The sequence below is a fragment of the Hyphomonas sp. KY3 genome, from assembly GCF_017309975.1.
Classification (GTDB): domain Bacteria; phylum Pseudomonadota; class Alphaproteobacteria; order Caulobacterales; family Hyphomonadaceae; genus Hyphomonas.
The window spans coordinates 1788280-1814300 of the sequence record NZ_CP022271.1 but is presented as its reverse complement, the minus strand read 5'-3'; the positions used below and the strand labels follow the sequence as shown (position 1 = coordinate 1814300).

26 protein-coding genes are annotated in these 26021 nt (G+C 56.5%); 10 read left to right on the top strand and 16 right to left on the bottom strand.

Annotation, left to right across the window (positions count from 1 at the left end):
- Positions 1-8: 8 nt before the first annotated feature.
- Entirely contained in the window at positions 9-1226 is a 1218-nt protein-coding gene (hemA, locus tag CFA77_RS08945) for a 5-aminolevulinate synthase (protein WP_206990404.1), read from the bottom strand.
- Between the two features lie 103 nt (positions 1227-1329).
- Complete coding sequence (locus CFA77_RS08940; protein WP_206990403.1) at positions 1330-2121, bottom strand: class II aldolase/adducin family protein; 792 nt, start codon at positions 2119-2121, stop codon at positions 1330-1332.
- A gap of 170 nt (positions 2122-2291) precedes the next feature.
- Between CFA77_RS08940 and CFA77_RS08935 the strand changes: the two genes are divergently transcribed.
- Together CFA77_RS08935 and CFA77_RS08930 are read left to right on the top strand one after the other, a co-directional pair.
- Positions 2292-3056 carry an NAD kinase gene (locus CFA77_RS08935; protein ID WP_206990402.1) on the top strand — a complete coding sequence of 255 codons (765 nt, stop codon included), beginning with the start codon at positions 2292-2294 and terminating at the stop codon, positions 3054-3056.
- 175 nt (positions 3057-3231) lie between these two features.
- Positions 3232-3696 (top strand): Hpt domain-containing protein, encoded by a 465-nt coding sequence (locus CFA77_RS08930; protein ID WP_242517544.1) that lies wholly within the window; start codon positions 3232-3234, stop codon positions 3694-3696.
- Here the strand turns inward: CFA77_RS08930 and CFA77_RS08925 are convergent, their stop codons facing one another.
- Positions 3697-4536 (bottom strand): alpha/beta fold hydrolase, encoded by an 840-nt coding sequence (locus tag CFA77_RS08925; protein WP_206990400.1) that lies wholly within the window; start codon positions 4534-4536, stop codon positions 3697-3699. It abuts the gene before it with no gap.
- A gap of 24 nt (positions 4537-4560) precedes the next feature.
- On the bottom strand, positions 4561-6249 hold the full coding sequence (locus CFA77_RS08920; RefSeq protein ID WP_206990399.1) for an alpha/beta fold hydrolase: 1689 nt from the start codon (positions 6247-6249) through the stop codon (positions 4561-4563).
- Positions 6250-6404: 155 nt separating this feature from the next.
- Between CFA77_RS08920 and CFA77_RS08915 the strand changes: the two genes are divergently transcribed.
- On the top strand, positions 6405-7037 hold the full coding sequence (locus CFA77_RS08915) for a TetR/AcrR family transcriptional regulator (protein WP_206990398.1): 633 nt from the start codon (positions 6405-6407) through the stop codon (positions 7035-7037).
- Between the two features lie 54 nt (positions 7038-7091).
- Here CFA77_RS08915 and CFA77_RS08910 read toward each other — a convergent pair whose 3' ends face one another.
- Positions 7092-8036 (bottom strand): phasin family protein, encoded by a 945-nt coding sequence (locus tag CFA77_RS08910; protein ID WP_206990397.1) that lies wholly within the window; start codon positions 8034-8036, stop codon positions 7092-7094.
- 144 nt (positions 8037-8180) lie between these two features.
- Between CFA77_RS08910 and CFA77_RS08905 the strand changes: the two genes are divergently transcribed.
- A complete protein-coding gene (locus tag CFA77_RS08905; protein WP_206990396.1) occupies positions 8181-8882 on the top strand; it encodes a dienelactone hydrolase family protein in 702 nt (233 codons plus the stop codon).
- Here the strand turns inward: CFA77_RS08905 and phoB are convergent.
- The 5 genes from phoB to pstC are packed head-to-tail and all read right to left on the bottom strand — an operon-like array spanning position 8879 to position 14100.
- Positions 8879-9565, bottom strand: coding sequence for a phosphate regulon transcriptional regulator PhoB (gene phoB, locus CFA77_RS08900; protein WP_034812767.1), 687 nt, complete (start codon positions 9563-9565; stop codon positions 8879-8881). The genes CFA77_RS08905 and phoB overlap by 4 nt on opposite strands.
- Before the next feature lie 26 nt (positions 9566-9591).
- Positions 9592-10284 carry a phosphate signaling complex protein PhoU gene (gene phoU / locus CFA77_RS08895; protein ID WP_034812765.1) on the bottom strand — a complete coding sequence of 231 codons (693 nt, stop codon included), beginning with the start codon at positions 10282-10284 and terminating at the stop codon, positions 9592-9594.
- Positions 10285-10293: 9 nt separating this feature from the next.
- Complete coding sequence (pstB, locus tag CFA77_RS08890; protein ID WP_084333129.1) at positions 10294-11124, bottom strand: phosphate ABC transporter ATP-binding protein PstB; 831 nt, start codon at positions 11122-11124, stop codon at positions 10294-10296.
- On the bottom strand, positions 11124-12692 hold the full coding sequence (gene pstA / locus CFA77_RS08885; RefSeq protein ID WP_206990394.1) for a phosphate ABC transporter permease PstA: 1569 nt from the start codon (positions 12690-12692) through the stop codon (positions 11124-11126). Before pstA ends, pstB begins: the two co-directional genes overlap by 1 nt.
- Positions 12685-14100, bottom strand: coding sequence for a phosphate ABC transporter permease subunit PstC (gene pstC / locus CFA77_RS08880; protein ID WP_206990393.1), 1416 nt, complete (start codon positions 14098-14100; stop codon positions 12685-12687). Before pstC ends, pstA begins: the two co-directional genes overlap by 8 nt.
- A gap of 129 nt (positions 14101-14229) precedes the next feature.
- Between pstC and hslV the strand changes: the two genes are divergently transcribed.
- Together hslV and hslU are read left to right on the top strand one after the other, a co-directional pair.
- Complete coding sequence (hslV, locus tag CFA77_RS08875; protein WP_206990392.1) at positions 14230-14787, top strand: ATP-dependent protease subunit HslV; 558 nt, start codon at positions 14230-14232, stop codon at positions 14785-14787.
- 62 nt (positions 14788-14849) lie between these two features.
- On the top strand, positions 14850-16154 hold the full coding sequence (gene hslU, locus CFA77_RS08870; RefSeq protein WP_206990391.1) for an ATP-dependent protease ATPase subunit HslU: 1305 nt from the start codon (positions 14850-14852) through the stop codon (positions 16152-16154).
- Here the strand turns inward: hslU and CFA77_RS08865 are convergent.
- Positions 16151-16954 (bottom strand): NUDIX hydrolase, encoded by an 804-nt coding sequence (locus CFA77_RS08865; RefSeq protein ID WP_206990390.1) that lies wholly within the window; start codon positions 16952-16954, stop codon positions 16151-16153. The two genes, hslU and CFA77_RS08865, sit on opposite strands and share 4 nt — an antisense overlap.
- A gap of 122 nt (positions 16955-17076) precedes the next feature.
- Between CFA77_RS08865 and CFA77_RS08860 the strand changes: the two genes are divergently transcribed.
- Entirely contained in the window at positions 17077-17754 is a 678-nt protein-coding gene (locus tag CFA77_RS08860; RefSeq protein ID WP_206990389.1) for an EAL domain-containing protein, read from the top strand.
- On the opposite strand, the gene CFA77_RS08855 is transcribed toward CFA77_RS08860, so the two are convergent.
- From CFA77_RS08855 to hfaA, 5 genes are all read right to left on the bottom strand, one after another.
- A complete protein-coding gene (locus CFA77_RS08855; RefSeq protein ID WP_206990388.1) occupies positions 17751-18911 on the bottom strand; it encodes a DUF2336 domain-containing protein in 1161 nt (386 codons plus the stop codon). The two genes, CFA77_RS08860 and CFA77_RS08855, sit on opposite strands and share 4 nt — an antisense overlap.
- 141 nt (positions 18912-19052) lie before the next feature.
- Complete coding sequence (tig, locus tag CFA77_RS08850; RefSeq protein ID WP_034812882.1) at positions 19053-20390, bottom strand: trigger factor; 1338 nt, start codon at positions 20388-20390, stop codon at positions 19053-19055.
- A 336-nt stretch (positions 20391-20726) separates the two neighbouring features.
- Positions 20727-21641 carry a hypothetical protein gene (locus tag CFA77_RS08845; RefSeq protein WP_206990387.1) on the bottom strand — a complete coding sequence of 305 codons (915 nt, stop codon included), beginning with the start codon at positions 21639-21641 and terminating at the stop codon, positions 20727-20729.
- Between the two features lie 12 nt (positions 21642-21653).
- Positions 21654-22508: a CsgG/HfaB family protein gene (locus tag CFA77_RS08840; RefSeq protein WP_206990386.1), complete on the bottom strand. Its 855-nt coding sequence runs from the start codon at positions 22506-22508 to the stop codon at positions 21654-21656.
- A gap of 2 nt (positions 22509-22510) precedes the next feature.
- Entirely contained in the window at positions 22511-22897 is a 387-nt protein-coding gene (hfaA, locus tag CFA77_RS08835) for a holdfast anchoring protein HfaA (RefSeq protein ID WP_206990385.1), read from the bottom strand.
- A gap of 229 nt (positions 22898-23126) precedes the next feature.
- On the opposite strand from hfaA, the gene CFA77_RS08830 reads away from it, so the two are divergent.
- Genes CFA77_RS08830 through CFA77_RS08820 form a run of 3 tightly spaced genes read left to right on the top strand, consistent with a single transcriptional unit; the run spans position 23127 to position 25992 of the window.
- Positions 23127-23678 carry a heme NO-binding domain-containing protein gene (locus CFA77_RS08830; RefSeq protein WP_206990384.1) on the top strand — a complete coding sequence of 184 codons (552 nt, stop codon included), beginning with the start codon at positions 23127-23129 and terminating at the stop codon, positions 23676-23678.
- A gap of 2 nt (positions 23679-23680) precedes the next feature.
- Positions 23681-25372, top strand: coding sequence for an ATP-binding protein (locus tag CFA77_RS08825; protein WP_206990383.1), 1692 nt, complete (start codon positions 23681-23683; stop codon positions 25370-25372).
- Between the two features lie 14 nt (positions 25373-25386).
- Positions 25387-25992 carry a response regulator transcription factor gene (locus CFA77_RS08820; RefSeq protein WP_206990382.1) on the top strand — a complete coding sequence of 202 codons (606 nt, stop codon included), beginning with the start codon at positions 25387-25389 and terminating at the stop codon, positions 25990-25992.
- The last annotated feature ends 29 nt before the right edge of the window (positions 25993-26021 follow it).

Genomic DNA, 26021 nt, shown 5'->3' with positions numbered 1-26021 from the left:
AAACCGGATCAGGCTGCCTTGTCGAGGCCGAGCTGCTTCCAAACAGCCAGGATCGCAGCCACCAACTCATCCATCATGACTTCGTCATGCACAGGGCTCGGCGTGAAGCGCAAACGCTCCGTACCCTTCGGGACAGTCGGGTAATTGATCGGCTGCACATAGATACCGAAATCGAACAGCAATGTATCGGACAGCGCCTTGCAGCGCTCCGGATCTCCCACCAGCAATGGTACGATATGCGTGTCAGTGTCGATCATAGGCAGGCCGGCATCGCGGAATTTCTGCTTCAGCTTGGCAGCGTTCGCCTGATGGGTCCGGCGCAATTCCCGTCCCGCATCCGTCCGCAGTTTCTGAATGCTGGCCAGCGCACCCGCCGCCATTACGGGACAAGTGGATGTCGTGAAGATAAAGCCTGAAGCCATTGAGCGGATGGCGTCGACCACGGTCTCGTGGCTGGCAATGTAGCCGCCCATGACACCATAAGCCTTGCCAAGCGTGCCCTCGATGATGTCGATCCGATCCGCCAGACCCCACATCTCCGCAACGCCGGCGCCATTCTGGCCATACATGCCAACCGCATGCACTTCGTCCAGATAGGTCATCGCATCGAATTCATCGGCCAGATCGCAAATTTCTTCCATCCGGCCGAAATCACCGTCCATGGAATAAACGCTCTCAAACGCGATCAGCTTCGGGCGATCCGGATCATCATTCGCCATCAGCGCCCGCAGATGATCCACGTCGTTATGCTTGAAGATGCGACGGTCTGCACCTGAGCGACGAATGCCTTCAATCATCGAAGCGTGGTTCAACGAGTCGGAATAAATGATCAGGTCAGGCAAAATCTTGCCCAAGGTCGACAATGTCGCCTCATTGGAAACGTAGCCGGATGTGAACAGGAGCGCTGACTCCTTGCCGTGCAAATCTGCCAGTTCGCGCTCAAGATCGACATGGTAACGAGTCGTGCCGGAGATGTTACGCGTGCCGCCCGAACCTGCACCGAAACTATCGATGGCCTCATGCATGGAATTGATGACGTCTTCGTCCTGGCCCATGCCAAGATAGTCATTGGAGCACCAGATGGTGACTTCGCGCTCGCCGTCCTCGAACCGCGCCGTCGCCTTTGGAAACCTGCCCTTGTGACGGTGCAGGTCTACAAATACGCGATAGCGGCCTTCGCCGTGAATCGAATTAAGCGCGTCCTCGAAGGCCTTCAGATGCTTCATCTGTTTCGTTCCTGATCTTTTCCGAGCCTACATAGTGGCCAAAATGACGATTGATAATGGCTCCATACGTCGCGGACCGCTTTTGTCGCATACGGGATTACCCCTAGGCGTCATAGCCCGGCATTTCGCGATCCAGCTTGCGAAGCAGCGCCGGCCAAACCAGTTTTTCCGTCACCATGTTCATGCCGGAACTGTGTTCTGTCATGCCGCCCTGCCCGGCAACCTTCTGCTGAAGATCAGATTCGCACTCCAACACACCATCGCGCCCAGCCGAAAGCGCCATGATCTGCATGTTGCAGGCACGCTCCAGAAAGAACATCCGCGTAAATGCAGACGCCGCCGTGTCGCCGACCGTCAGCGTACCGTGGTTGCGCAGAAGCATTGAATGTTTCTTGGGGCCCAGATCAGCGACGAGCCGCTCACGTTCGTCCAGGTCCAGCGCGATACCTTCATAATCATGGTAGGCGATGTCCTCACGTACAATCATGGCGGTTTGGCTGAGTGGCATCAGGCCTTCCTTCTGCGCCGAGACAGCAACGCCCTGATCGGTGTGGACATGGATCACGACCTGCGCATCGTCGCGCGCATCATGGATTGCCGAATGGATGGTGAAGCCGGCCGGATTGATAAAGCTATCCGTCTCCTGGACGACGTTGCCTTCCAGATCGACTTTCACGAGCGAAGACGCCGTAATCTCCTCGAAGAAATAACCATATGGGTTGATCAGGAAGTGATGGTCCGGCCCAGGAACGCGATGAGAAATATGCGTGAAAATCAGATCGTCCCAGCCATGCATCGCGATCAGGCGATACAGCGCAGCGAGGTCCACGCGAGCCTGCCACTCTTCTGCGGATACAGAGGAACGAATATCTAATTTGTGCGCGCCGTCGGCCATGATTGAATCTCCCAGATATGTTTTGCTGGCAAACTAGCGGAAAATCCGATCACAGGCCAGAAAAAGCTGACACCCGCGTCAACTTGGTGGACTCGCACTATCCGGTGCACGCGGCGGTATGCCAGAATCCGCCTTGACGCTTCCACCCTTCGCAAAGCAGATGGGCCACCATGAGTGGTCTACGTCTGCACTTTTACGCTTCCAAGCGCCCAGAAGCCCAGGACGCGCTGTCTGTCCTGACCAAAAAGTACGGCCAGTGCAGCGAGGATGATGCCGATGTGATCGTTGCGCTCGGCGGCGATGGGGCAATGCTGGATTCGTTGCGGCGTCAGTTTGAAGGGGGTCAACCGGTATACGGCATGAACCGTGGCACGGTCGGCTTCCTGATGAACGAATTCAACGTCGACAAACTCCCCGACCGTATCAACTCAGCCGAACGCGCCGTCATCTCGCCCCTGCGAATGACCGTTCGCGACGTACATGATCACGAACACCGCGCCCTTGCGATCAATGAAGTATCGATGTTTCGCCAGACGGCGCAGACGTCGAGGTTCAAGATCACAATCGACGGCAAGATGCGGATGGACGAGCTGGCCTGTGACGGTTTGATGGTCGCAACGCCAGCGGGATCCACGGCCTACAACTTGTCCGCACATGGCCCGATCCTGCCGATCGGAGCTGGCCTGCTCGCCCTCACGCCTGTCAGCGCCTTCCGGCCGCGCAGGTGGAAAGGCGCCCTACTTCGGCGCGACGCGCATGTACGTATTGATGTGATCGCTCCGATCCTGCGTCCGGTTGCCGCTGCCGCGGACAATCAGGAAGTGCGCGACATTGTCAGCGTGGACGTTCAAGAGGACCGGCGTCGGCTTACCATGCTGTTCGATCCAGGGCATGCGCTTGATGAACGCATCTTGCGGGAACAGTTTGGTTTCTGAAGCGATTTCAAAGACCTTCGGTCAGGAAAACGTTAAGGCTTGGACGATACGATTACCCGAACGATAGGGAATCGCGATGCTCAAGGCTCTGATAAACAAACTGAAACCCAATGCTGGCGCGAAGAGCGACCAGCCAGCTACCTCAATAACTCCGGATATCAGCCGAGTGATAAAGATGGCCCCCGTTGCGCCAGTAGGTGATGCCGCTGTTGCTGCATCGGACGCCGGTCACGATCCGGACGAGCTCGGGGATAGAGCAGAAGCCGCGGTCGAAGACCTGTCATCTCGTTTTGACGCGTGGATGCAGGCGGACCTTGATCGTTTGAAGAATGCCTGGGGAGCCGCCAAGACTTCCGGTGCCAGCCATGCGGACTACAAATTACTCGAAACCTGCGCGCACAATATTCGCGGTGTTGCCACATCATACGGATATCCCGCGGTGTCGCGCCTTTGTGGGTCGCTCTGCAGGTTGCTGTCTGAAACTGAGCCAGGCGAGAATTCTGCGCTGATCAATCTCCATGTCGAGGCCTGCATGGCCGCTTTTGGATCGATTGGCCGGGGTGACGCAGCCCAATCGGTCGCTAACGCAGTGTGTGATGCCCTTGAAGAGCGGGTCGCCGTGAAGACAGCAAAGACCTGATCAAGCCGCAGCTTTCGGCTCACTTTCTGACCTGATCAGAAATTCCCGTATCAGGTCGGCGGTCTCTTCAGCGCGTGTCACAAGAAACAGATGCCCCCCGCCCTCAATGACTTTCAGCTCAGCGTCAGGCAGTGCCACCCGTAATATATGGCCATTGGCGACAGGCACGATCGTGTCCCGATCTCCCATCAAAACCAATGTCGGCATTGTCAGAAAGCGGATGAATGGCAGACTCGACCAGCCGACAAAGGCCAGCAACTGGTAGATATAACCTTTGGGGTCTGGCGGCAGGAGATTGTCGATATGGCTGCCAGCCTCTCCATCGACGGCTTCGCCATAGAGCGACTCGAAACTCTTCCGCATGAATTCCGGGTCCGAGTAGCGTCGTGTGTCCACCATTTTGGAGAGCGACTTCGGGTGGCCCGGAATCATCGTCATCCCGGCTGTGGTCGCGCAAAGCACCAGTTTTCCGACGCGGCGGCGATACTGAAAGGCGAATTGTTGCGCCATGGCCCCGCCCCAGGACACGCCCATCACGTCCACTTCTTCAATATCATGCAAATCCAGAAGCTTGCGGGCCCAGCGTGCCAGCATCCAGGGGCGATAAGGCCAGCTGGTCACGGGACTCAAGCCAACGCCGGGCACATCAAAGGTGATGATGTCCCGGTCTGGAAACATGTCGCCAAGACCGAGCGTCAGTTCCAGATTGGCTCCAATGCCATTGAAGAACAGCAAAGTCGCCTGCCTCGAATTGGACGCCGATGTCCATCGCGCTGTGCGCAATTCGATACCGTCTACGTCTTGTGTCTCGATGATCGGCATGCGTTTCGGCGACGTCATGAAGGCTCCCGTGAGATTTTCGGCCTATTCGTCAAACACGTAATGGCCCGGCGCGTCATAGAGAGCCGGGAATGCCTCACCACCGCAAGCGCGGGGCGCAGCTTTCAATGTCCCCGAGCGCTCTTTTAGCCAGTCGCCCCAGACAGGCCACCAGCTGCCAGCTTCTTCTGTTGCCTTTGCCGCCCAGGTATCGGCATCCGCGTCCAGGTCCGGGTTGCGAAGCATCTTCGCCTTCGGATTGCCTGGTGGATTCAATAGGGACTGGATATGTCCGCTGGAAGACAACACGAATTTTATACTCTGTGATCCGAGGAGTTGAGTTGTGCGGTAACACGCCTTCCACGGGGTGATGTGATCGGTCAGGCCCCCAACCACAAAAGCGTCGGCTGTCACTTTCGTCAAATCAACTGCGTGGCCAGCCACTTCAAACTCGCCCGGGTGACTGAAAGGCTGGTTCAGCCCCATGTCGAGATAGTCCGAATGCAATTGCGCCGGCAAGTTCGTGGAGTCGTTGTTCCAGAACAGGATGTCGAAGGGCGGCGGATCTTCGCCCATCAGGTAGTTATTCACCACATAGTTCCAGACAAGATCATTCGGACGCATCCAGGCAAACATGCGTGCCAGATCATCGCCTTTAAGGATGCCTTTGCGTCTGGAATATTTCCGGGCGACCTCTAGGCTCTGATCAGACACAATCTGCCCCATCTCACTATCTTCCCGCTGGGGATCCAGGACACATACCATGAAGGTCAGCGAGTTGATGCGGTCGTCTCCTGCTGCTGCGAACAGACTGGCCAATGTCGCCGCCGTGATACCGCCCGAACAGGCGCCGGCGATATTTATTTTCCTGGATCGCGTGACCTTGCGGATAACTTCGCTCGCCTGGATCAAGCTGTCGATATAGGCGCTCATGCCCCAATGCGCGTGCTCTTTCTGAGGATTGCGCCAGGACACAACAAAGGTCTGCATTTGCTGAGCCATCAGGAACTGGACCATTGAGATCGCGGGAGACAGATCCATCGCATAAAACTTGTTGATCTGTGGTGGGACGATCAGAACTGGCGTGCGGTGAACCTTGTCGGTAATTGGCTCGTACTGGATCAGTTCCAGCATCTCATTTTTCCAGATCACCTTGCCGCGCGACATTGCGAGATTCTTGCCGACCTCGAAGGGTCGCTTGTCTACCTGACTCGGCAAACCACCATTTTTTGTGACGTCCGTATACGCATTCTTCAGCCCCTTCAGCAGGGACATGCCTCCTGACTCCACCACTTTCTTGCTGGCGGCCGGATTGCCGAGCAGGGTGTTGGTGGGTGCCAAGGCGTCAGTAATCATGCTGGTCAGGAACTTCGCCCGCGCATGTTCCAACTCCGTCATGCTGAGATTGGCCACCCAGTCATTCAGATGCTCCTGAGTCGACAGATAAGCTTGCATACCGCGCTTGTAGAAGGGGCTCTCAGACCAGGTCGAATCCTTGAAACGGCGATCGCGAGGATCTGCCGCCCGATCGGACCTGCCCATCAAGATCTTCGCGCCGTCAGCTGCCATCCGGCTGGCAGCTTTCGCTGTAATGGCGGGATTTTTCATGGTCGAGCGCAACATCATGGCTACTGCGCCGACCATCTCCTGCGGGTCGGAACCGGACAAGAACGGGTTCACGTCCTTGAATGCCGTAGCCGCCTTGTTTGCGTAGTCTTTCTTCGGGCGCGTCATGCCCCTCTCCCCTTGGGTCTGCCCAGTCATTCCCACCAAACGTGGCGACTGGATCTTTTATTGGGCCTCTTTCGCATTCGGAAAAAGGTTACATCAAAATTTCAAATAAAATTCGTTCCATAGTGAGAATTGCGTGTCAAACACCATATCAGACCATGAAAACACGCGATCGCATACTTCACGTTAGTTTGCTTCTCTTCAATGAAGAAGGAGAAGCCCAGCAGACGGCTGTTGATATTTCGAATGCGCTCGATATCAGCCCTGGCAACCTCTATTACCATTTCAAGGGCAAGGACGCGATCATCCATGCCCTGTTTGACCGGTTCGAGAACGAGATGCGCATCATCCTGAGCGGGTCCCGTGGCCGGATTACCAGTCTGGAGGACAGCTGGGTCTACCTCTACATCATTCTCGAAGAAATTTACGACTTTCGGTTTTTTTATCGCGATCTTGGACTATTGCTCGATCGGTATCCTGACCTTGCCAAACGGTTCAGATCCATCCTGTCGCGGATGCGGACCGCGCTTGTTGGTGTGCTGGATGAATTGACCGCGGGATCGGTGTTGCGGCTGGATCCGCGTCTGAGAGAAGTTCTGACAGACCAATTCATGACGACCCTGACCTTTTGGTTGGCGGAGGATCATTTGAATGCGGACAGCCATGATGGGCCAACCTTGATCCACAGGACTGTGCTTCAGGTCATGTGCCTGTTGCCACCCTATATGGGTGACCGGGGTGTGGAGACGCTGACAGATCTCTTCGAGCATTACGACACCGTCGTCGCATAAGAAAAGGGCGGTCCCTCACGGAACCGCCCTCACCAGTTTCATGATGGTGCCGGACTACTTCATCAGCACTTTGGCTTGTTTGACCCATTCATCGCGGGCGATACGGCCACGCGCCATAATCTTGGCGTCCAGGGCCTGAATGTCTGCCGCCTTGAGCGCGGCGATATCGGCAAAGCTCTTGAGACCCGCCGCTTTCAGCTTGGCGGCTAGTGCAGGGCCGACCCCTGTCATGAGCGTGAAGTCATCCGCCTTGGTTGACGCGGCAGAGGCCGGTTTTGCCTTTGCGACAGGCTTGGCTTTTGCAGATGTCTTCGGTTTAGCCTCCGCTGGCTTTACGACGGCGTCCTGAACAGCCTTTGATGTGCGTTGGGCCGCCTTCTTGCTCGTCTTAACAAGATCCGCACCGGACTCCGTTGCCACAGCTTCGATCTCTTCGGTCAGCCGTGAAATACGCTGCTTCAGATCATTGCTGCGGTCTTTGGTTTTGGACCGAGCCTTCGAAACCGTTTCAGCAACTTCGTCTTCCAGTTTGTCGAGCTTGGCGGCGAGCTTGCCACCTTTCTTGCCGAGGCCCTTCACGCCCAGCAAGTCGCGCATGCGTTCCATCCGAGCTTCGAACTCGTCACGTGCCTGAGTCTGAAATTCGCGGGCGACGCTGGCATATTTGGCCGCGTTCTTCGAAGCGTTCTGAACAACATCATTGTCCTGAACGCGTGCGCGGACGTCATGCTCAATCTCTTCGCCACGCTTGACGAGGTCTTCGAACAATTCGGTGGACTGCTTGTTGAACGTCTTCGTATTGGCGATTGCCTTGTCATAGGCTTTGCCATAGGCGCCTACGCCTGCGAGCCAGATCTTGTGTGCCATGTCGGCCGTGTTTGGCTCAGGCGCTTTGGAAGCCTTCTTTGCCTTGGCTGGCTTCTTGGTGGATTTGGAGGCTTTTGCGCTCGCGGCTTTTGCCGACTTCGCTTTCGCCTTCTTCTCATTTTTCTTGGCCATGTGTGGCGGGTCCTTTATCCGTAAGTTTCAATGGAACAGGACGTATCGAAAATTCCTAGAATCTTCATACTAATCGCTGCCCCCCTTGAAACAGAGGACCGAATGCCCTGTATCTGACAGGCACACACCAAGGAGAGCAATGACATGAGCGAAGTTGATTACACTGTCGATGGCAAGACCTATGAGGGCTACTTCCTACGCCCAAAGGGCAAGGATACAGCTCCAGTCGTCGTGATCGCCCATGCATGGGGCGGCCTGGGCGACAATGAGCGCGAGAAGGCCGAACGCATAGCAAAGCTTGGTTATGCCGCTTTCGCCATGGACGTCTATGGCAAGGGAAAGCGCGGCACGACGGTCGAAGAGAACCAAGCCCTCATGAATCCTCTTGTTGGCGACCGGGCCGAATTGCAGAAGCGCCTTGCAGGTGGCCTTGCTGCCGCAAAGCAACAAGTGGGTGTTGACCCAACGAAAGCGGCAGCCATCGGCTTCTGTTTTGGGGGTCTCGCCGTTCTGGACATGGCTCGCGCCAATCATGAGGTTCTGGGCGTAGCCTCATTCCACGGCCTGTTCCGCCCAGCCGAAAATGTGCCGGCACCGAAGATCACCGCGAAAGTGATGATCGAGCATGGCTGGCATGATCCAATGGCCACTCCGGAAGACGTGATGGCCATTACGAAGGAACTGGACGGGTCAGCTGCGGACTGGCAATTGCACGTGCACGGTAATTCCATGCACTCCTTCACGACGCTTGGCGCTGATAGCAAGGAAATGGGTACGGTCTACAACGCAGATGCAGACCGTCGCAGCTTTGAAAACCTCGAAAACTTCCTGACTGAACTTTTCTAGTCAGCTCGAAGGGCATACCCGGCGGAGCGGACGGTCCGGATCGGATCGTCCCCGCCTTCCTGACGCAATGCCTTGCGCAGACGCCCAACATGCACGTCTACGGTTCGCGCCTCGACATAAACGTCCGAGCCCCAGACTGTGTCGAGCAATTGCTCGCGTGAAAACACACGTCCCGGATGCTGCATGAAATAGTCCAGCAAGCGAAACTCGGTCGGCCCGAGATGGATATCCTGCCCATTCCGGGCGACCTTGTGCGCGACCCGGTCAATCTCGATATCCCCTACTGTAATTCGGTCATCCTTCAGGCCGGGACGAATACGGCGCAACACGGCGCGAACACGCGCCATCAATTCTGTCGTTGAAAAAGGCTTGGTGACGTAATCATCGGCGCCGGTATCGAGCCCCCGAATGCGGTCACTTTCTTCGCCCCGTGCGGTCAACATGATGATCGGCAAGTTCGGATTGGCCCCGCCACTGCGGATCCGACGGCAGACTTCGATGCCGCTGACCTTGGGAAGCATCCAGTCAAGCAACAGCAGATCTGGTGCGCGCTCCTCGATCATCAGCATCGCTTCTTCACCATCGCTGGCAATTGCGACCTCATAGTCCTCTTTCTTGAGATTGTAGAAAAGCAACTCCGAAACGGCGCTCTCATCTTCAGCGATAAGCACATAGGGCTTCATGACAGATCCTCTTGTCCTACGTCTTTTCAGACGCCCGTATTGGGGGCTTTCGGGCGCTCATGGGGCATGAGATATTCGCCAGTGATTTGAAAGTAAATGAATTCTGCGATGTTCGTGCAGTGGTCGCCGATGCGTTCAAGGTTTTTGGCCATGAACAACATATGCGCTCCAGCACCGATGGTGCGCGGATCCTCGATCATGTAAGTGATCATTTCCCGGAACAATGAATTATAGTGCTGGTCGATGTCGTCATCGCTTTCCCAGACCATTTTGGCGGTCTCGGCATTGCTGGTCGCATAAGCATCCAACACGGAATGCAATTGCAGTGACACCGGGCGTGCCATGCGCGCTACGCCGTGGCGCATCATGGACGGGACAGCATCATCCAGCATCAGGGTGCGTTTGCCGATATTCTTCGAAAGATCACCAATCCGCTCCAGCTCACCCGCCGTCTTCAGCGCCGCAAAGACCGACCGCAGATCATGAGCCATGGGCTGGCGGCGCGCGATCAGACTCACAATCTGGCGCTCCACTTCTTCTTCCAGCCGGTCGACACTGGGATCGCGGGAGATCACATCCTTTGCGAGTTCCTTGTCATTGCGGTCTACTGCCTGGCAGGAATCCAGGATCATCGTTTCCACAATGCCGCCCATACGCATGAGATCGGCAGCGATCTTGTCGAGCTCGTCTGTAAATGCTGAGACGATGTGATCTGCCATGCAGTCTCCCTATCCGAACCGGCCGGTGATGTAGTCTTCAGTGCGCCGCTCACGCGGGCTGGTGAATATTTGGTCGGTGTCGCCCATCTCAACGAGGTGGCCAAGATGGAAGAAGGCCGTGCGTTGCGACACTCGCGCTGCCTGTTGCATGGAATGGGTCACGATTACAATGCAATAGCGCTTTCTGAGCTCATCAATCAGTTCTTCGATCCGTGCCGTTGCAATCGGATCCAGCGAAGAACACGGCTCATCCATCAAAATAACCTCAGGTCGCACGGCGATTGCGCGGGCAATGCACAAGCGCTGCTGCTGCCCACCTGACAGGCTGGTGCCGGGCTGGGTGAGCCGGTCTTTGACTTCCTGCCACAGACCGGCGCGGCGCAGGCTTTTCTCGACGATGGCATCGAGTTCCTGCCGATCGTCTACGAGTCCATGAATGCGCGGCCCATAAGCGATGTTATCGTAAATGGATTTCGGAAACGGGTTGGGCTTCTGGAACACCATGCCGACACGCGACCGCAATAGCACCGGGTCGACATCTGGCGAATTGATGTTCTCACCATCCATGAAGATGTCGCCGGTCACCTTCGCTCCATCAATCGTATCATTCATACGGTTCAGGCAGCGCAGAAAGGTGGATTTTCCACACCCGGATGGGCCAATTAGCGCCGTAACCGAACGGTCGAAAACTGGCAGCGACACATCGAACACGGCCTGTTTGCCGCTGTAAAAGACGTTGACGTCCTGACAATTGATGCGGGGATAAACCAGCGCCTGCGCCTGGTCAGCGCCTTCTCCGGTCAAAGCCGGATCGTGATCTGTCTGGGCCGTGGTATCCATTACCATCTCCGCTCGAATTTGCGTCGCAACATAACGACGATGACATTCATTGTAACAAGAAGCGCCAGAAGGATCACGATAACTGCAGCCGTCATCGGCTCCCAGGCGCGCTCCGCATTTGACGCCCAGCTATAGATCAGCACCGGTAGCGCAGTTGCCTCGTCGGTCGTCGAGGACGGCACTTCCGCAACAAATGCCACCATTCCAATCAGAAGCAATGGTGCTGTCTCCCCCAATGCGCGCGCCATTCCGAGGATTGCGCCGGTCAACATGCCCGGAAAGGCGAGCGGCAGAACATGGTGAAACACGGCCTGCATTCGAGACGCGCCAACAGCGAGCGCGCCGCTTCGGATCGACGGGGGCACAGCCCTGAGGGCTGCGCGGGCAGCTATGATCACAACCGGCAGGATCAGCAAAGCCAGAACGAGACCGCCCACCAGAGGCGCCGATCGCGGCAAACCGAACGTGCCGAGCAACAAGGTGGCCCCCAACAGGCCAAAGACGATGGACGGTACCGCTGCCAGATTGTTGATGTTCACCTCAATCAGTTGAGTCAGCCGGTTCTTCGGCGCGAACTCCTCAAGGAATATGGCGGCAAAAATGCCCATGGGGATGGCAACCATGCCAGTAACCAGCATCGTCAACAGAGATCCAACAATTGCCGCTAGAGATCCCGCAAGTTCCGGATATGTGCTGTCTGTGCTGGTCAAGAGGCTCGTATGGGGCACGCGCCGAATGATACCTTCCGATTTCAAGGCCAATGCCCATGCGATCTGCAAATCAGAAATCGTCCGGTTGCTCTCGGGAACGGCCACGATCAGACCCTTCAACGGCTTGCCTTGAAAGTCTGCGAGATCGCCAGCCAGTATCTCGAACCCGGCGGTCTGGTCTTGCAAATCTGTCAGACGCGCCACTGCGCTGTCGGCGATCACCAATACCGATGGCGCGCCTTGCTGCGATCCGAGCGCTGTGAGCGAGGAAAGAACGGACTCCAAGGCCGGATGCCTCAGGACCATTTCATCCGTACCCTGCCCCAGGCTGATTTGTGCGCCCTGTCCAAGCCGGAACGGTATGCTGCGCGGCGACGACCGCTTCAGGAACAGGTCGACGTCATCCGAAACGGGAACCTGGATCGAGACCGTCTGGTCAATCAATGTAGGATTTTTCGCCACCCGACGCGCGAGCGGCAAAACCGCCAGCCGGTCAATCAAGGCGCTGAAGTCCTTCCGTACTGCGGGAGTGTCTTCCAGGTTAGCGAATTCCGCAAAAAGGTCATCCCGCACCAGCGTGTAGAAGCCTTCGATATTTCGGGTGATTTCTTCTGGCGAGGCATTGCCATCGGGTACAATGCGGTCAGCCTCGAGCACGATATCAGTCTTCACCACATGATAGGTGACCGCGCTGCTCGCCTTCCAGGCAATCGCGCAGATCAAGAAGACCAAAGAGAAAAGTGCAAAGCCAAGGGCCACGAGCCCATACACCCGGAATCGCGTGTCCGCAGCGCGGCGGCGGCGCAGGTGCTTCAAGGCCTTTTCTGACCGAAGCGGTGTTTCCACGGGACTACTCATACTTCTCTCTGTATCGCTGGACGACCCGGAGGGCGATCAGGTTAAAGCCGAGTGTAACGACGAAGAGGACAAGTCCCAACGCAAAGGCTGACAGCGTCTTCGGACTGTCGAACTGCGTCTCCCCCGTCAGAAGTGCCACAATCTGGACCGTAATTGTCGTCAAATCCGTAGACGGATCGAAAGAAATGCGTGCCCGCTGACCTGCCGCCATAACAACAATCATGGTTTCGCCTATGGCTCGGGAAACGGCCAGCAGCATGGACGCGACAATACCCGGCAAGGCGGCCGGCAAGATGATCTGTTTGATCGTCTCCGACTTGGTTGCCCCCATAGCGAACGCAGCATCACGCAAAGTTTGCGGCACGGCATTGATCACGTCATCCGACAAGGATGACACAAATGGAATGACCATGACGCCCATGACCAATCCCGCCGCCAGCGCGCTTGTCGGTTGTGCTGCCAGCAAAGGTTCGGACGTGATGCCAATATTGATCAACAAGCTGTTGATCCCGAGTGCAGCCGCCCTCACACCGGGCGCAATTACCAGAAGCGCAAAGAAACCATACACAACCGTCGGAATGCCGGCGAGCATCTCTAGCAACGGCTTCGTGTACCGCCGAACGCGCGGGGAGGCATATTCCGACAGGAATATAGCGGCGAACAACCCGATCGGGGCCGCCACCAGCATCGCGATCAATGCGATCATGAACGTGCCGAAGAAAAGTGGTAGTGCGCCGAATTCTGCGCTCGTCTGCGCGTTCCACCGCGTGCCGAACAGAAAGTCGGTTATCGGCACCTGAGCGAAAAAACGTATGCTCTCGTAGAGAAGGGAAGCAACGATACCGACTGTGGTGGCGATCGCGATGGCCGCGCACAGGAACAGGAATGCTTCTGCCCCACGCTCCACTTTGAGCCGGGCCCGAAAAGCTGGAGCGACCTGGCGACGCGCATAGGCGATACCTCCAATCGCAGCCAGAACCATCGCCCCCAGCGTAGCACCATTCAGACTGCCAGATAATTCAAGGTAGCGGTTCGTAACCGTCGCGAATATGCGGTCTGCGCCCGTATAGCCGCCAGTCCGCGCCGCCGCTGAGACAGCTTCCAAATAGGATTGAAGCTCAGCCCTGGAAAATTGGCGGAAGCCCTCCGGCAACTCGTTGTCCAGCCACCCGAAGATGGCCGCGCGTGAAAACAGGATATAGGCCGACGCGATGAATAGCGTGGGCAGCAGGCCCCACATTGCCACATAGTAGCCGTGATAGTTTCCACGTGAATGAAATTTGTGACGGCCCGACACCAAGTAACGCTCAGCGCGTATTCGCCCCACAGAAAATCCGGTCGTGACCACGAAGATTATCAGCGCGGTCAGCAACCATCCCATAGGTAGTTGGCCGAGCTGTTGCACCATTCAGGCGGTTCCCTTCCATCCGCGCCCAGATAGCCGGGCAAAGCTACACTTATATGACATATCTCTGTGGAAATTCATGTAACAGGTCCTCTCTTGAACAGACAGCACGGATCGGCCACATCATTCGCCATGACGCACGACACTGACAACGCCGCCATTTGGCATGGCACAACCATTCTCGCCGTCCGCAAGGGCCGAAAACTCGTCATGCTCAGCGATGGGCAGGTTTCGATGGGTCAGACCATCATGAAAGGCAACGCCCGCAAGGTCCGCCGAATCGCTGGCGGAGACATTCTCGCAGGATTTGCCGGCGCAACTGCGGACGCTTTCACCCTGTTTGAGCGACTTGAAGCCAAATTGGAGCGCCACCCTGGCCAGCTCCAACGCGCTGCCGTTGAACTTGCCAAGGATTGGCGGACCGAGAAATATCTTCAGAAACTCGAAGCCTTGCTGATCGTAGCCGACAAGGAATCGACACTCGTCATCACAGGCGCCGGTGATGTGTTGGAGCCCGAACACAATGTCGTTGCTGTCGGGTCTGGCGGCAATTACGCCCTGGCCGCGGCCCGCGGCCTTTACGACTATGAGGACGACTCCGAAGAGATCGGCCGCAAAGCAATGCAGATTGCTGCCGACATCTGCGTCTACACCAATAGCCATTTCACGCTGGAAACGCTGGACCTCTAGGTTCCCGCATTTCGCGCCTTGTTTCACGCTGGCCGAGCGCCAGACCCAGTTCGGAAGTCCTGATGAAAGACCTTACTCCCCGCGAAATTGTCGCAGAACTTGACCGCCACATCGTTGGGCAGACTGGCGCGAAGCGCGCAGTTGCCATAGCACTCCGCAATCGCTGGCGCCGGAAACAGGCACCCGACTCGATCCGATCTGAGATCACGCCGAAGAATATCCTGATGATCGGACCCACGGGCGTTGGCAAGACTGAAGTGTCTCGTCGTCTTGCCCGACTTGCCAATGCGCCTTTCCTGAAAGTTGAAGCCACAAAGTTCACGGAAGTCGGCTATGTCGGGCGTGATGTGGAACAGATCATCCGCGATCTGGTGGAGTCATCGGTTTCGATGATCCGCGAACAAAAACGAGAGGGCGTAACGGCGCAGGCGCGAGATGCAGCCGAAGAACGTCTACTCGATGCGCTGGTCGGCGAAGAGGCCCAGTCCTCCACACGCGAAGTCTTTCGTACCAAACTCCGCGCCGGAGAACTCGACGACAAGCCGGTCGATCTCGACATCGCTGAAACCAACAGCCCGATGCAGATGATGGATATTCCTGGCCAAGGTGGCTCCATGGGCATGATCAATCTCTCCGACATGCTGGGTAAAGCCATGGGCGGGCGCACGAAGCGTGTGCGAACGACGGTCAAGGAAGCCTACCAACCGTTGATCGAGGAAGAAGCTGATCGGTTGCTGGACGAAGACGCGATTGTCCGGGAAGCCGTTCATGCGGTCGAAGAAGATGGGATCGTCTTCCTGGATGAGATCGACAAAGTTGCCGCCAAACAAGGCCGTGGCGGCGCTGATGTCAGCCGCGAAGGCGTTCAACGCGACCTCTTGCCCCTAATCGAAGGCACCACTGTCAGCACCAAGCGCGGCGCCATCAAGACCGACCATATACTCTTTATTGCTTCCGGCGCGTTTCACGTTTCGAAACCGTCTGACCTCCTGCCCGAACTGCAGGGGCGCCTCCCCATCCGCGTCGAACTCGACGCTCTGACACGGGATGATTTACGTCGTATTCTGGTAGAACCCGAAGCCAGCCTGATCCGCCAGTATCAAGCCCTGATGGAAGCTGAAGGCGTCACACTGGAATTCGAAGACGCTGCCATCGACCGCCTTGCCGATCTTGCCGAGGCCGTGAACAGCAGCGTGGAAAATATCGGCGCCCGTCGCCTGCAAACAGTCCTGGAGCGCCTGCTGGACGAAATCAGCTTCGAGGCGCCCGACAAGTCAGGCGAGACCATCACGATCACGCCCGACTATGTGAATGAGCGTGTCGAGAGCCTGGCTGGAGATGCCGACCTCTCGAAATTCATTCTCTAGACGTTTACGCGGGACAGCAGCTCAACGGTCTGGCCGTACCCCTCCACGTCTGGAATGATCAGACACGGCTCGCCTTCGGGTGTCTCTGACTGCTGCGGTTTGACGGTTATAACGGTTTCGCGGCCAAATCGCTCGACCGCATCGGCCACGGAACTGGCCGTTGCGAACTTTTTCAAATTCATCCGGGTGGGGAAGATGATAATAGCCTCACCGGTCTCCTCTGCATCCAGTGCGGCTTGCGCCCCAATCCACACAGAGTCCGTTGTCTCGCGGCCATCATGGGCGGCAATCTGATCTGGCGGTGCAGGCGCAACATAGAAATGCGTATCAAAGCGCTTGGGCATCATGTCGGGTGTGATCCAGTGCCCAAAGTAAACGAGACTATCGAGCGCGAGCACGAGATCATTGTCGCGTATCAGCTCCAGAAAGCTCTGCTCGCCCCGGTCTACAGCTGACCGGAATGCATCCAGTTTTTCCGCCATGTCAGGGCCAACCAGCGGCTGATTGGTACCACGCTGCGCGCGCGGGCGCGCCAGCAGCAGGCCCGACTCCTCATAAGCTTCGCGCACCGCCGCGATACGCGCGTCCTGCTGCACCGGCCCGAAATCGCCATCGGTGTAGGGATCCCAATCCGCGCTTGCATCTTCCGCATTTGCCTTGCCACCTGGGAAGACGAGCGCGCCCGCAGCAAAGTCGATCTGATAGTGGCGTTTCACCATCAGAACTTCGGGAATGTTTGCTCCATCTCGAACGATGAGCACTGTGGCCGAGAGTCTTGGTGCGTCGGGCTGCGTTGTCATTTTCTTATGGTCCCGTATTTTTCTGTCAAATTTCCTCAAAATCCCAACGGATTTCTGCGCGTGATCTTCAATCCTCTCCCTTAGGTAAGGCAATAGGCACGGTCAGAAAGACGGGAAGAGTGATGCGGGAATTGCTTCAAACGAAAGTTGTCGCCCACAGTGGACAGAAGGTCCATCTCCGCTTCCAGCCTGTCATGCATGTGCTCGACGGTACCTCGTTTGGTACGGTCTGCGAGATGTCCAAGCGGTATGAAGAGAAGGCCGCCTTCGGCCCGGCCGCTTCCCAGTCAGCAACAGGCCCAGCCAAATGGCTTGCTGATCGTCTTCTCGAAGTCGCCAGCGCGGCGCATACATTTGACAATCGGATGCGCCCAATCATTGTGCCGGCCCCGGCAGCAGCGCTTGGGGATGACAACACAGCTGTAGGCTGTGATGCCGCGATCCGCCGAACGACCCTCTGCCAACAAGAAATCAGTCTCGAATTCCAGGATTCTGTCTTCGCCGATGGGCGCACGGAGGCGATCCACAGCGTGGCAAGTCTCCGCAAGCGCGGCTTTCGCGTATCAATCGATATGCGTAAATCGTGGCAGACCCAATTGCGCGATGGCCTCGGTCTGATGATCGATAGTATCCGAGTGGATGCCCGAGAACTGCAAATCAATGAAGAGCTGATGGATTTGTGCGAATTTGCCAGCGCCGCCGGTATTCTCGTCATCGCCGACAAGGCGAATTGGCGTGATGGAGCGTTTTTCGACAGTCTGGGTGTCCAGGCGGGCGTCCGAATGCGCACCGACTGCTAGGCGACATCTACCGTACCGCTGGCTTCGTCCATCGCCGCCATTTCCGAATAATAGTCCAGTTTCTCAAGCAGATAGTCGAGGTCTTCCTTCGGGATGGCCTGGAACTGGGTCAATACACGTTCGATCATGCGCGCGCGGAATCGGGCCCGATCATTTGGCCCACCGTCATGCGTTGTCTCATGGAAAACATTCACAGCGGCCCGGAACGCGGGCAGCATTTTCCGGGGCATACCGGCTCTATCGAATACAGCCTGTAGCCCCAACGGCCCCGCATCGTGGATCATCAACCAAACGCGCTGGTGGCCCACACCAGATAATTCCGCCAGAGAATGCTCAACGAACGGCATCTGGCCACAGCAGAGCGCCCGCATAATCAGTGAATGCGTCAACCGTCCATTCAGGTGCAGTTGCGAGACGAAACGCGGTAAATCATAAGTTCGCCCCGCCTGCTCTACCAGATCAATCGTTGCCCGCTCACGCGATGCCGAGGCGAGGTCGATCGCCATTTGTGCCGGAAGCTCGTGGCGATTGACCAGCAAGTCAAACAACTGGCCAGAAACCAGCGAAACCATCTTTTCGGCGATATGGGTGGGGATGTATTCGCGACTGATAAAGCCCTTTTGCACATCCTCATCAGACCCAAACCGGCGGATCGAGTTGTCATAAGCGGCGTCCGTAAACTCCGCCCCTTCATTTTCGGACAACATCCGCACGGCCTCAACCGTTCCATGCTCGGAAATCACGTCTGTCAGTGTCGTCGACAGGGTTTCACGATTGGCAATTGCGGCCTGTTTTGCCGCGGTGACGGACAGGACAAGTTCAATCAGATCCTCTTCGGTAAACACCGGCGAGTCCTGCAGTACGGGAATGGCTACAGCCTCGATATCCTGCGCCAGCTTCAAGGCGATCTCTCGTGGCAAAATCGGCGAGTTTCGTAACGTGACAGACAAGGTGCGCCGCACCAGATCCGCCGCATCATCCGCGAGTATTCCCATGATTTCCTGTGCATATTCGCGCTCGGAATCACTCAGCACATCCAGAGCGATCCGGCGACACAACCGATGGGCAACCGATGCCCGATCTTCGGGTGTTTCACCCTTGATCAGTCTGTGGATGTCCTGTTCGTTCAGTTGTGGGCGAATACTCTGGACGCTCATCTTCTGATGCCTCTTATTTTCGATTCGATACAAACTCGCGGCATGCGGTTAACATCCGGTTTACCTATTGGGGTTCGCCACATGAAAAAAGCCAGCCCCTGCGGACTGGCTTTCATCAGATTTCGTCTACTGGCGTGAAGACTACTCGTCTTCTTCCTTGAACAGGTCTTCGCGGGACACCGTTTCCTCGGTGATTTCAGCGACTTCCAGAATATGGTCGACGACCTTGTCTTCGTAGATCGGTGCGCGCAGCTGGGCCATCGCGCCAGGATTGTTGCGGAAGAATTCCACCACCTGCGTTTCCTGACCTGGATACTGGCGTGCTTCGCGGACCAGAGCCTGGTTCACTTCCTGCTCGGAAATGCGAACGTCGGCCACGCGGCCGATCTCGGCGAGGACCAGACCGAGGCGCACGCGACGCTCTGCGATCTTGCGATACTCTTCCTTGAGTTCGTCTTCCGACTTGTCCTTGTCTTCGTCAGCGGTGCGACCCGCATCCATCTCCGACTGCAGTTGCTGCCAGATCTGATTGAACTCCTGCTCCACCATGTTTGGCGGCAGGTCGAAGCTGTGAGCCTCATCCAACTGGTCAAGCAGGTTACGCTTCGCTTTGGCGCGGGACGCACCGTCATGCTCAGCTTTCAACTGGTCTTTCACAAGGCCGGTCAGCTGCTCAAGGCTTTCCAGACCGAGGCCCTTGGCGAATTCGTCGTCGAGTTCAGCCGTTTTTGGCGCGCGAACTTCGTGCACTTTCACTTCGAAGACAGCTTCCTTGCCGGCAAGGTCAGCGGCGCCGTACTCTTCCGGGAACGTTACGGTCACGTCTTTTTCGTCACCCGCCTTCACGCCGACCAGTTGGTCTTCGAAGCCCGGGATGAACTGGCCGGAACCAATGACCAGTGTCTGCTGCTCGGCGCTACCACCTTCAAAGGCTTCGCCATCGATCTTGCCCACGAAATCCATGACGACTGCGTCGCCTTCCTTGGCTTTCGCCGTCTTGGCGCGCGGTTCATACTGTGTGTTCTGTTCGGCGATACGGCCAAGCGCTTCGTCGATCTGTTCCTGAGCGACGTCCGCGACGGGGCGCGTGATGGTCAGCTTGGTCACATCGGCCGGCTCGAATTCCGGCATCACATCGACATTCATGTTGTAGGACAGGTCGGCTTGGCCCTTGACCACAGCTTCCATGTCGCCGTCGATCTGGACGTCTGGCTGGCCAGCCGGGCGCAGCTCATTGTCTTCAAGCGCCTTCTGGTTGGTCTCGGTGACCAGCTTGTTGATCAACTCGCCCATCAGGTCCTGGCCGTACAGCTTGCGGACATGGGATGCGGGCACTTTGCCCGGACGGAAGCCCTTGAGCTTCATTTGCGGCCGGATTTCTTCAATCCGCTCGTCGAGTTTGGCCTGCAGTTCCGAGGCCGGCACTTTAACGGCGAACGTGCGGCTAAGACCTTCTGCCTTGGTCTGGGTAACTTCCATCGGTTCAATCATCCGTATCTTGGGTCACGGGCGCAAGAAATGCGCGCGGGCGCCCTGTGAATCCTGTCTGAAGGGGCGGCTTATGTCATAGCCGAAAGCCCCTGTCCACGTTGGACTATAAGCGTATTACAGCACTTTCGGTCACCTCCTGACCAGAAAGCCCAGTTCGAACGGATTCAGAGCCACAGAGAGGCCCCGAAACCGCCCGCGAGCAATGGAAAAAGGCCCGTCCGCACAGGACGAACGGGCCTTGGACCAAAGAGCACTTTATCTATCAATGAGGGCGCCGAACTTGCATTCGGGGGACTGACGGCAGTCCGGCGCCCCCTTCCACACCTACTGAACGGAGATGTTCACCGAGTTGCCGATGGATGCAGCGGTGGCTGCGGCCTCGGCACCATGGGACACCTGGGCAGCAAGTGCAGAAATCTGATGGCCAGAATTCGCCTGTCTGACGCGAGTCAGGGCGTTGCCCACGACATCAGAGTTCAGGCTGGTGAGCGATGCGGAATTGCCGATCGCAGCTGCGGTGGCTGTTCCGTCAGCAAAGCCAACCAAACGACCGTTCAATTCGGCGACCATCGTACCGGAATTGTACTGCTGCGCAGTCATGCTGCCGCTTCCCGGGATCTCAACGGATAGCGAGTTGCCGATCGACGCCGCAGTTGCGGTGACTTCAGTTATCTCACCGATCGTCGCATTCATCTGAGTGGTCATGTATCCGCTGTTCGATTGCGTTGAGCGGCTTGCGAGTGTGCTGGCTTCTGACGTGACCGATGCAGTATTGCCGATGGCAGCTGCCGTCGCTGTTGCGATACCGGAATTCTCGATGTTCACATTGGCATTGGCATAGACTGCACCTGAATTGCCTTGGTTGACCGATGAGACGGCGTCGGCAACCGAGTCGATCGAATAGGAATTGCCGATTGTCGCAGCCGTGCCGGTGACTTCACCCATCGCACCGCTGAGAAGGTTGAGAGTTGCACTCTGATTGCCGCTGTTGACCTGACGCGTTGCGTAGTCAACTGCGTTGGCGGCGGCATCGGACACGTCACCAAGAGCTGAATCGCCCAGCACGTCCAAATCGGCATCAACCAAACTGTCGCCACCAATGTCGACAGAGGCATCGACGACGTCTCCAATGCCGAGATCGACATCGACTGGACCTCTGCCATTATTGTTGCCGCGGTCGGCGACCGCCTGTCCGCACAGAATGAGGGCAGAAGCGAAGAAAAGAGCAGACCGTTTCATGAATATTCTCCTTTAATGATTAGTCTGTTGAAAGGCAGGCACGTCCGACATGACGAACTCTGCTTGAGAGCAGGCTTGCGCGGACGGACCGGCGATGCCTGAGACGAGATCGAAAACGGCGCTTTCGATGATCGTTCGGATTGCAGTGTGCACAGGCTCCTGAGCGCGCTCGCCCATGCCAATGTCGATGGTTGTGTCCCCAATGAATTCGAACACACCCGCGCGAATTTCGCGCCCGCGAATTATTTTCCGTTGGCTGACCAGATTTACCACGCTCAAATCAGTGGCATTGACCAGACGGAGGTCCAGGGCGACAGTCATTGCATAGTGGCGTTCACCACCTACAACAGGCCCTATACGTGCTTCGCGAACATCGCTGTGCACGTTGAAATTCAGTTCCGTGATACCGCCGAGCAGGATGTAGTCGCTGCCGGCAATCGAACCTGTGAATACTTTGCGGTAGTCTTCGGTTGGTTCGCCAGCTTCACTGATCAACCGATTGTTTGCGAATTCCAGCTCCTGCTCGGCGACCGCCGTATCCAGACGTTCAGCCAGTGGAAAACCAGCCTGGCTCACTGCCGACATCACCATCAGAGAGGCGCCCTGCGTGGCCACTGCGCCTTCGAAAGTTGAAAATCTTCCGGTCATGTCGCGAATGTCGCCCACGGCAATCCGTGGTTTCTCCGCTGGTGTGCTCCACTTCATGCAGCTGAGCTGGCCCGAATACGCAGTGGAGCTATCTTCCACGATTGCGCCCGTCGACAAGTAGTCGGGATTGGAGACGATTCCTTCCATCGACGTGCAAGCCGTCGAGAAGACCAGACCTGCGCCGATCAGAAACGTGCGAAATGCTTTTCGATAGGTCATGATCAGTCACTCCCACTCGTTGGAAGGTGAGCGACGATTGCGGTCTGATTCCCCGTGTTGATTTGGGAGGCATCCACCATCACGGTGTTGTTGTTGCCTTCAATATCCACACTGATCATGTTGCCGATTGCGGTAGCACTGCCGCCAGTTGTTGTACCTGACCATGACGGCATCATCGCACGCGTGCTCCCGAAGGGAGCGTTAGTGGCTGAGGATCTGGATCCTCCGCCGGCGACGATGACGCGATTGGCCTGGGCATCGCGGCTGAAGCCTAGCGGCGTATCTGACCATCCGCCGGCTTCCATGCTTATCTGAGCCGAAGCCGGGATAGCAGACACAAGCGATGCAGAAATCGCAATTGCTTGTAGTTTCAGTTTCAAATTCGTCATTTCGTATCCCCGAATGAGTACCAAGCTCGAGGACACAATCGACCTTTATTGTGGCGCCGTATATTCTCCGGAAGGACGGTCTTGCAGCGCAAAGGGCGGGGCCGACCTGACCTTTTGGTCAGGTAGTTCCCTCAATCGATCACTGGTATTCATTCAAAAGGCATAGAAGCCCTGGCACGATCGGGCCGAGGTCTACTGCTTTGCTGTATTTGGAATGAACTGGAGCCAAATGATGAAGGGAGTTGTGTTCAGACAGTTTCTGGAATTCGCAGAAAAGGAGTTCGGCGAAGCCAAAATCGACGAATTGCTGCGCACGACCGACTTGGAATCGGCTGGAGTGTATACGAATGTCGGATATTACGACCATGTCGAAATGCTGACATTGGTTACCGCGCTCTCAAATCAGACAGGCCGGTCCGCACGACAACTCCTGGTTGGCTTTGGACGCAGTCTGTTCCCCACGCTTATTGCGAGTCACCCTCAAGACGGTATCAGCCATGCCTTTGACTTGATCGAACGCATACATGGCGTCATTCACCGGGATGTTCGTAAACTGTATCCCGATGCTGAAGTCCCGGATATCCAGCCCCGATCTCGTGATGGAGACCGCGAAATGCGCATCACATACGCCTCGGGACGACCCATGGCCGATTTATGTGAAGGCATGATCATGGCGGCTCTTGATCACTATAATAAACTCGAAGATTTTGAGATTGTACGAACCGATAGTAAACATCGGTACCTTTATAATGCGGAATTTCATGTATTCCGCAGGGATTGAACTTGAGCGAAAGTGATGAAAATCTCGCACGGCTAAAACGGAAGCTCGAGAGAGAGTCTGCTGCACGCACGGCTGCGGAAAACCTGCTGGAAGTTCGATCCGCTGAACTTTATGAAATCACCGAGCAACTCCGTGAGGAAGCCCTCCAAGTCAAACACTTGTCGACCGCGATTGATGTGTCTGCTGACGGTGTCGCCATCACCAACAAGGATGGCGTCTTCACCTACATGAATCCGACCCATGCCAGTATGTTTGGGTACGCCTACGCCGGTGAGTGTATCGGACGACCCTGGACGATTTTGTACGCCAAGGACACGTTACGCCGATTTGAACGCGACATCTTTCCTCTCTTCCAGCAAAACGGGTATTGGCGCGGCGAAGTCGCCGGCATTGCCAATGATGGTTCAAAAGTACATCAGGATCTGTCGCTGACGGCGATCGCGGATGGAGGCATCCTCTGCTCCACACGCGATGTGGGCATCATTCGGCGCCGCGAAGCCCAACGAGAACAATTGCACGAAATGCTGCTCGACGCAGAACGCCGCGATGCGCTCGGCCGTATGGCGAAATCAGTTGGGCACGACTTCGCAAACATACTGGCCATCATAAACGCCTCTGCACAATTGCTGGCTGATGACGGACAGGCCGACATCTTCGAATTGTTGATAGAGCGCATTCTCCAATCCTGTAATCAGGCCAATGATCTGGTCGAAGACTTGATGCATTTCGATACCGAACCAGAGCAAAAAGTCTGTTCCCTGAACGACCTCGTTCGGGATGTCAGCGAACTCAACAGCAACCAGTTCCTGGCAACGCAGGGCTTCGAAACCCTGGTGACCACAAGCAAGCTCATCTGCGAAACCGATCCGACCCTGTTTTCCCGGATGGTCTTCAATCTTGTCAAGAATGCACGCGAGGCCATCAACGAGAATGGGAGCGTCTACCTCTCCCTGGAGCAGATCGATGAAGACAGTACGGTGGAACCTGACTTTCACCCATCCGCAATTTGCAACCGTGGAGACTGCCAGTCATTCCCGGCTGCGCGCCTGATCGTGCGCGACGATGGAGTCGGCATGTCTCAAAAAGCTCTTGATACAGCTTTTTTGCCATTTCAGTCGACCAAAGGTACCGGGCGCGGGCTTGGACTGGTTACGGTTGATGCCCTGTTACAGGGTCAGATGGGCCGAATGCGCGCTTTCAGCCGCCCCGGCGAAGGGACGATGGTCGCGATCGACTTGCCCTTGCTGGACGCACGCGCGCCCAGAACGTTTCCCAATTCCATCAACGACCCCGATAAGCCAAGTACGGGCGCTCAAGGCGCACTGGTCATAGACGATGATCAATTTCAAGTGGACCTTGTCGTCACCCTGTTGAGAGAATTCGGTTGGGATGCTGTGGGTTTTACAAATCCGGTCGCCGCACTTGGCGTCTTCAAAGTTGCACCCTGGGCCTTCGAGTTGATTGTAACAGACCGTCGCATGCCACAAATGAGCGGTGATGAGCTGGTTCTCGAATTGCTGGATGTCCGGGCGGACATCCCCGTCGTAATGAGTTCCGGCGCTCTCGCATCCCCCCTGCCAGCCGGTCTGGCCGCGACCATTGCCAAACCACTGTCTCGTGAAAAATTATGGGCAACCCTGCACAAGATTGGCAAAACTGCGCCGGCACATCCACCATTGTCAGCGAACGAGTGAATCGGATTTACAGCATGCACCTTCTAATTGCCGATGATCATGATCTCGTGCTGGACGCCGTCCGGTCACTGCTGGAGCACGAATTGCCCGACGCGAAGATTACGATCATGCGCGATGGCGATGTCGTCAGGACCGCTCTTCAGAATGGCGATCGCTATGATCTCGCTTTGCTGGACCTGCGGATGCCGGGCATCACGGGTGTTCAAGACGTCAAAGAGCTTATTGCCATGTTTTCCGATCAACCGATTGCGATCCTGTCAGGTGTTGCAGGGCAGATGGAGATAACTGCTCTATTGGAAAGTGGCGCCCGGGGCTTTATTCCCAAGACCATGCCGGGCGACGGCTTGGTCGCCGCGGTCCGTCTTATTCTGGCAGGACAGGTTTTCAGTCCCACCCAGACCGACAAGAGTCAGGGAGCAGACGGCTCAAGTCTCACCCCACGTGAACGCGAAGTGCTGTTCTGCCTGCAGCGAGGGGAATCCAACAAACAGATCGCCCGGTTACTCGACATTCAGGAAACAACAGTAAAGCTACACTTGCGGTCGTTGGCCTTGAAACTGGAAGCACGCAATCGCACCGAAGTGGTCGTCAAGGCGATCCAGTCGGGTCTAATCGCATAGATAACCGTCTCATGAGCACGTCATTCAAC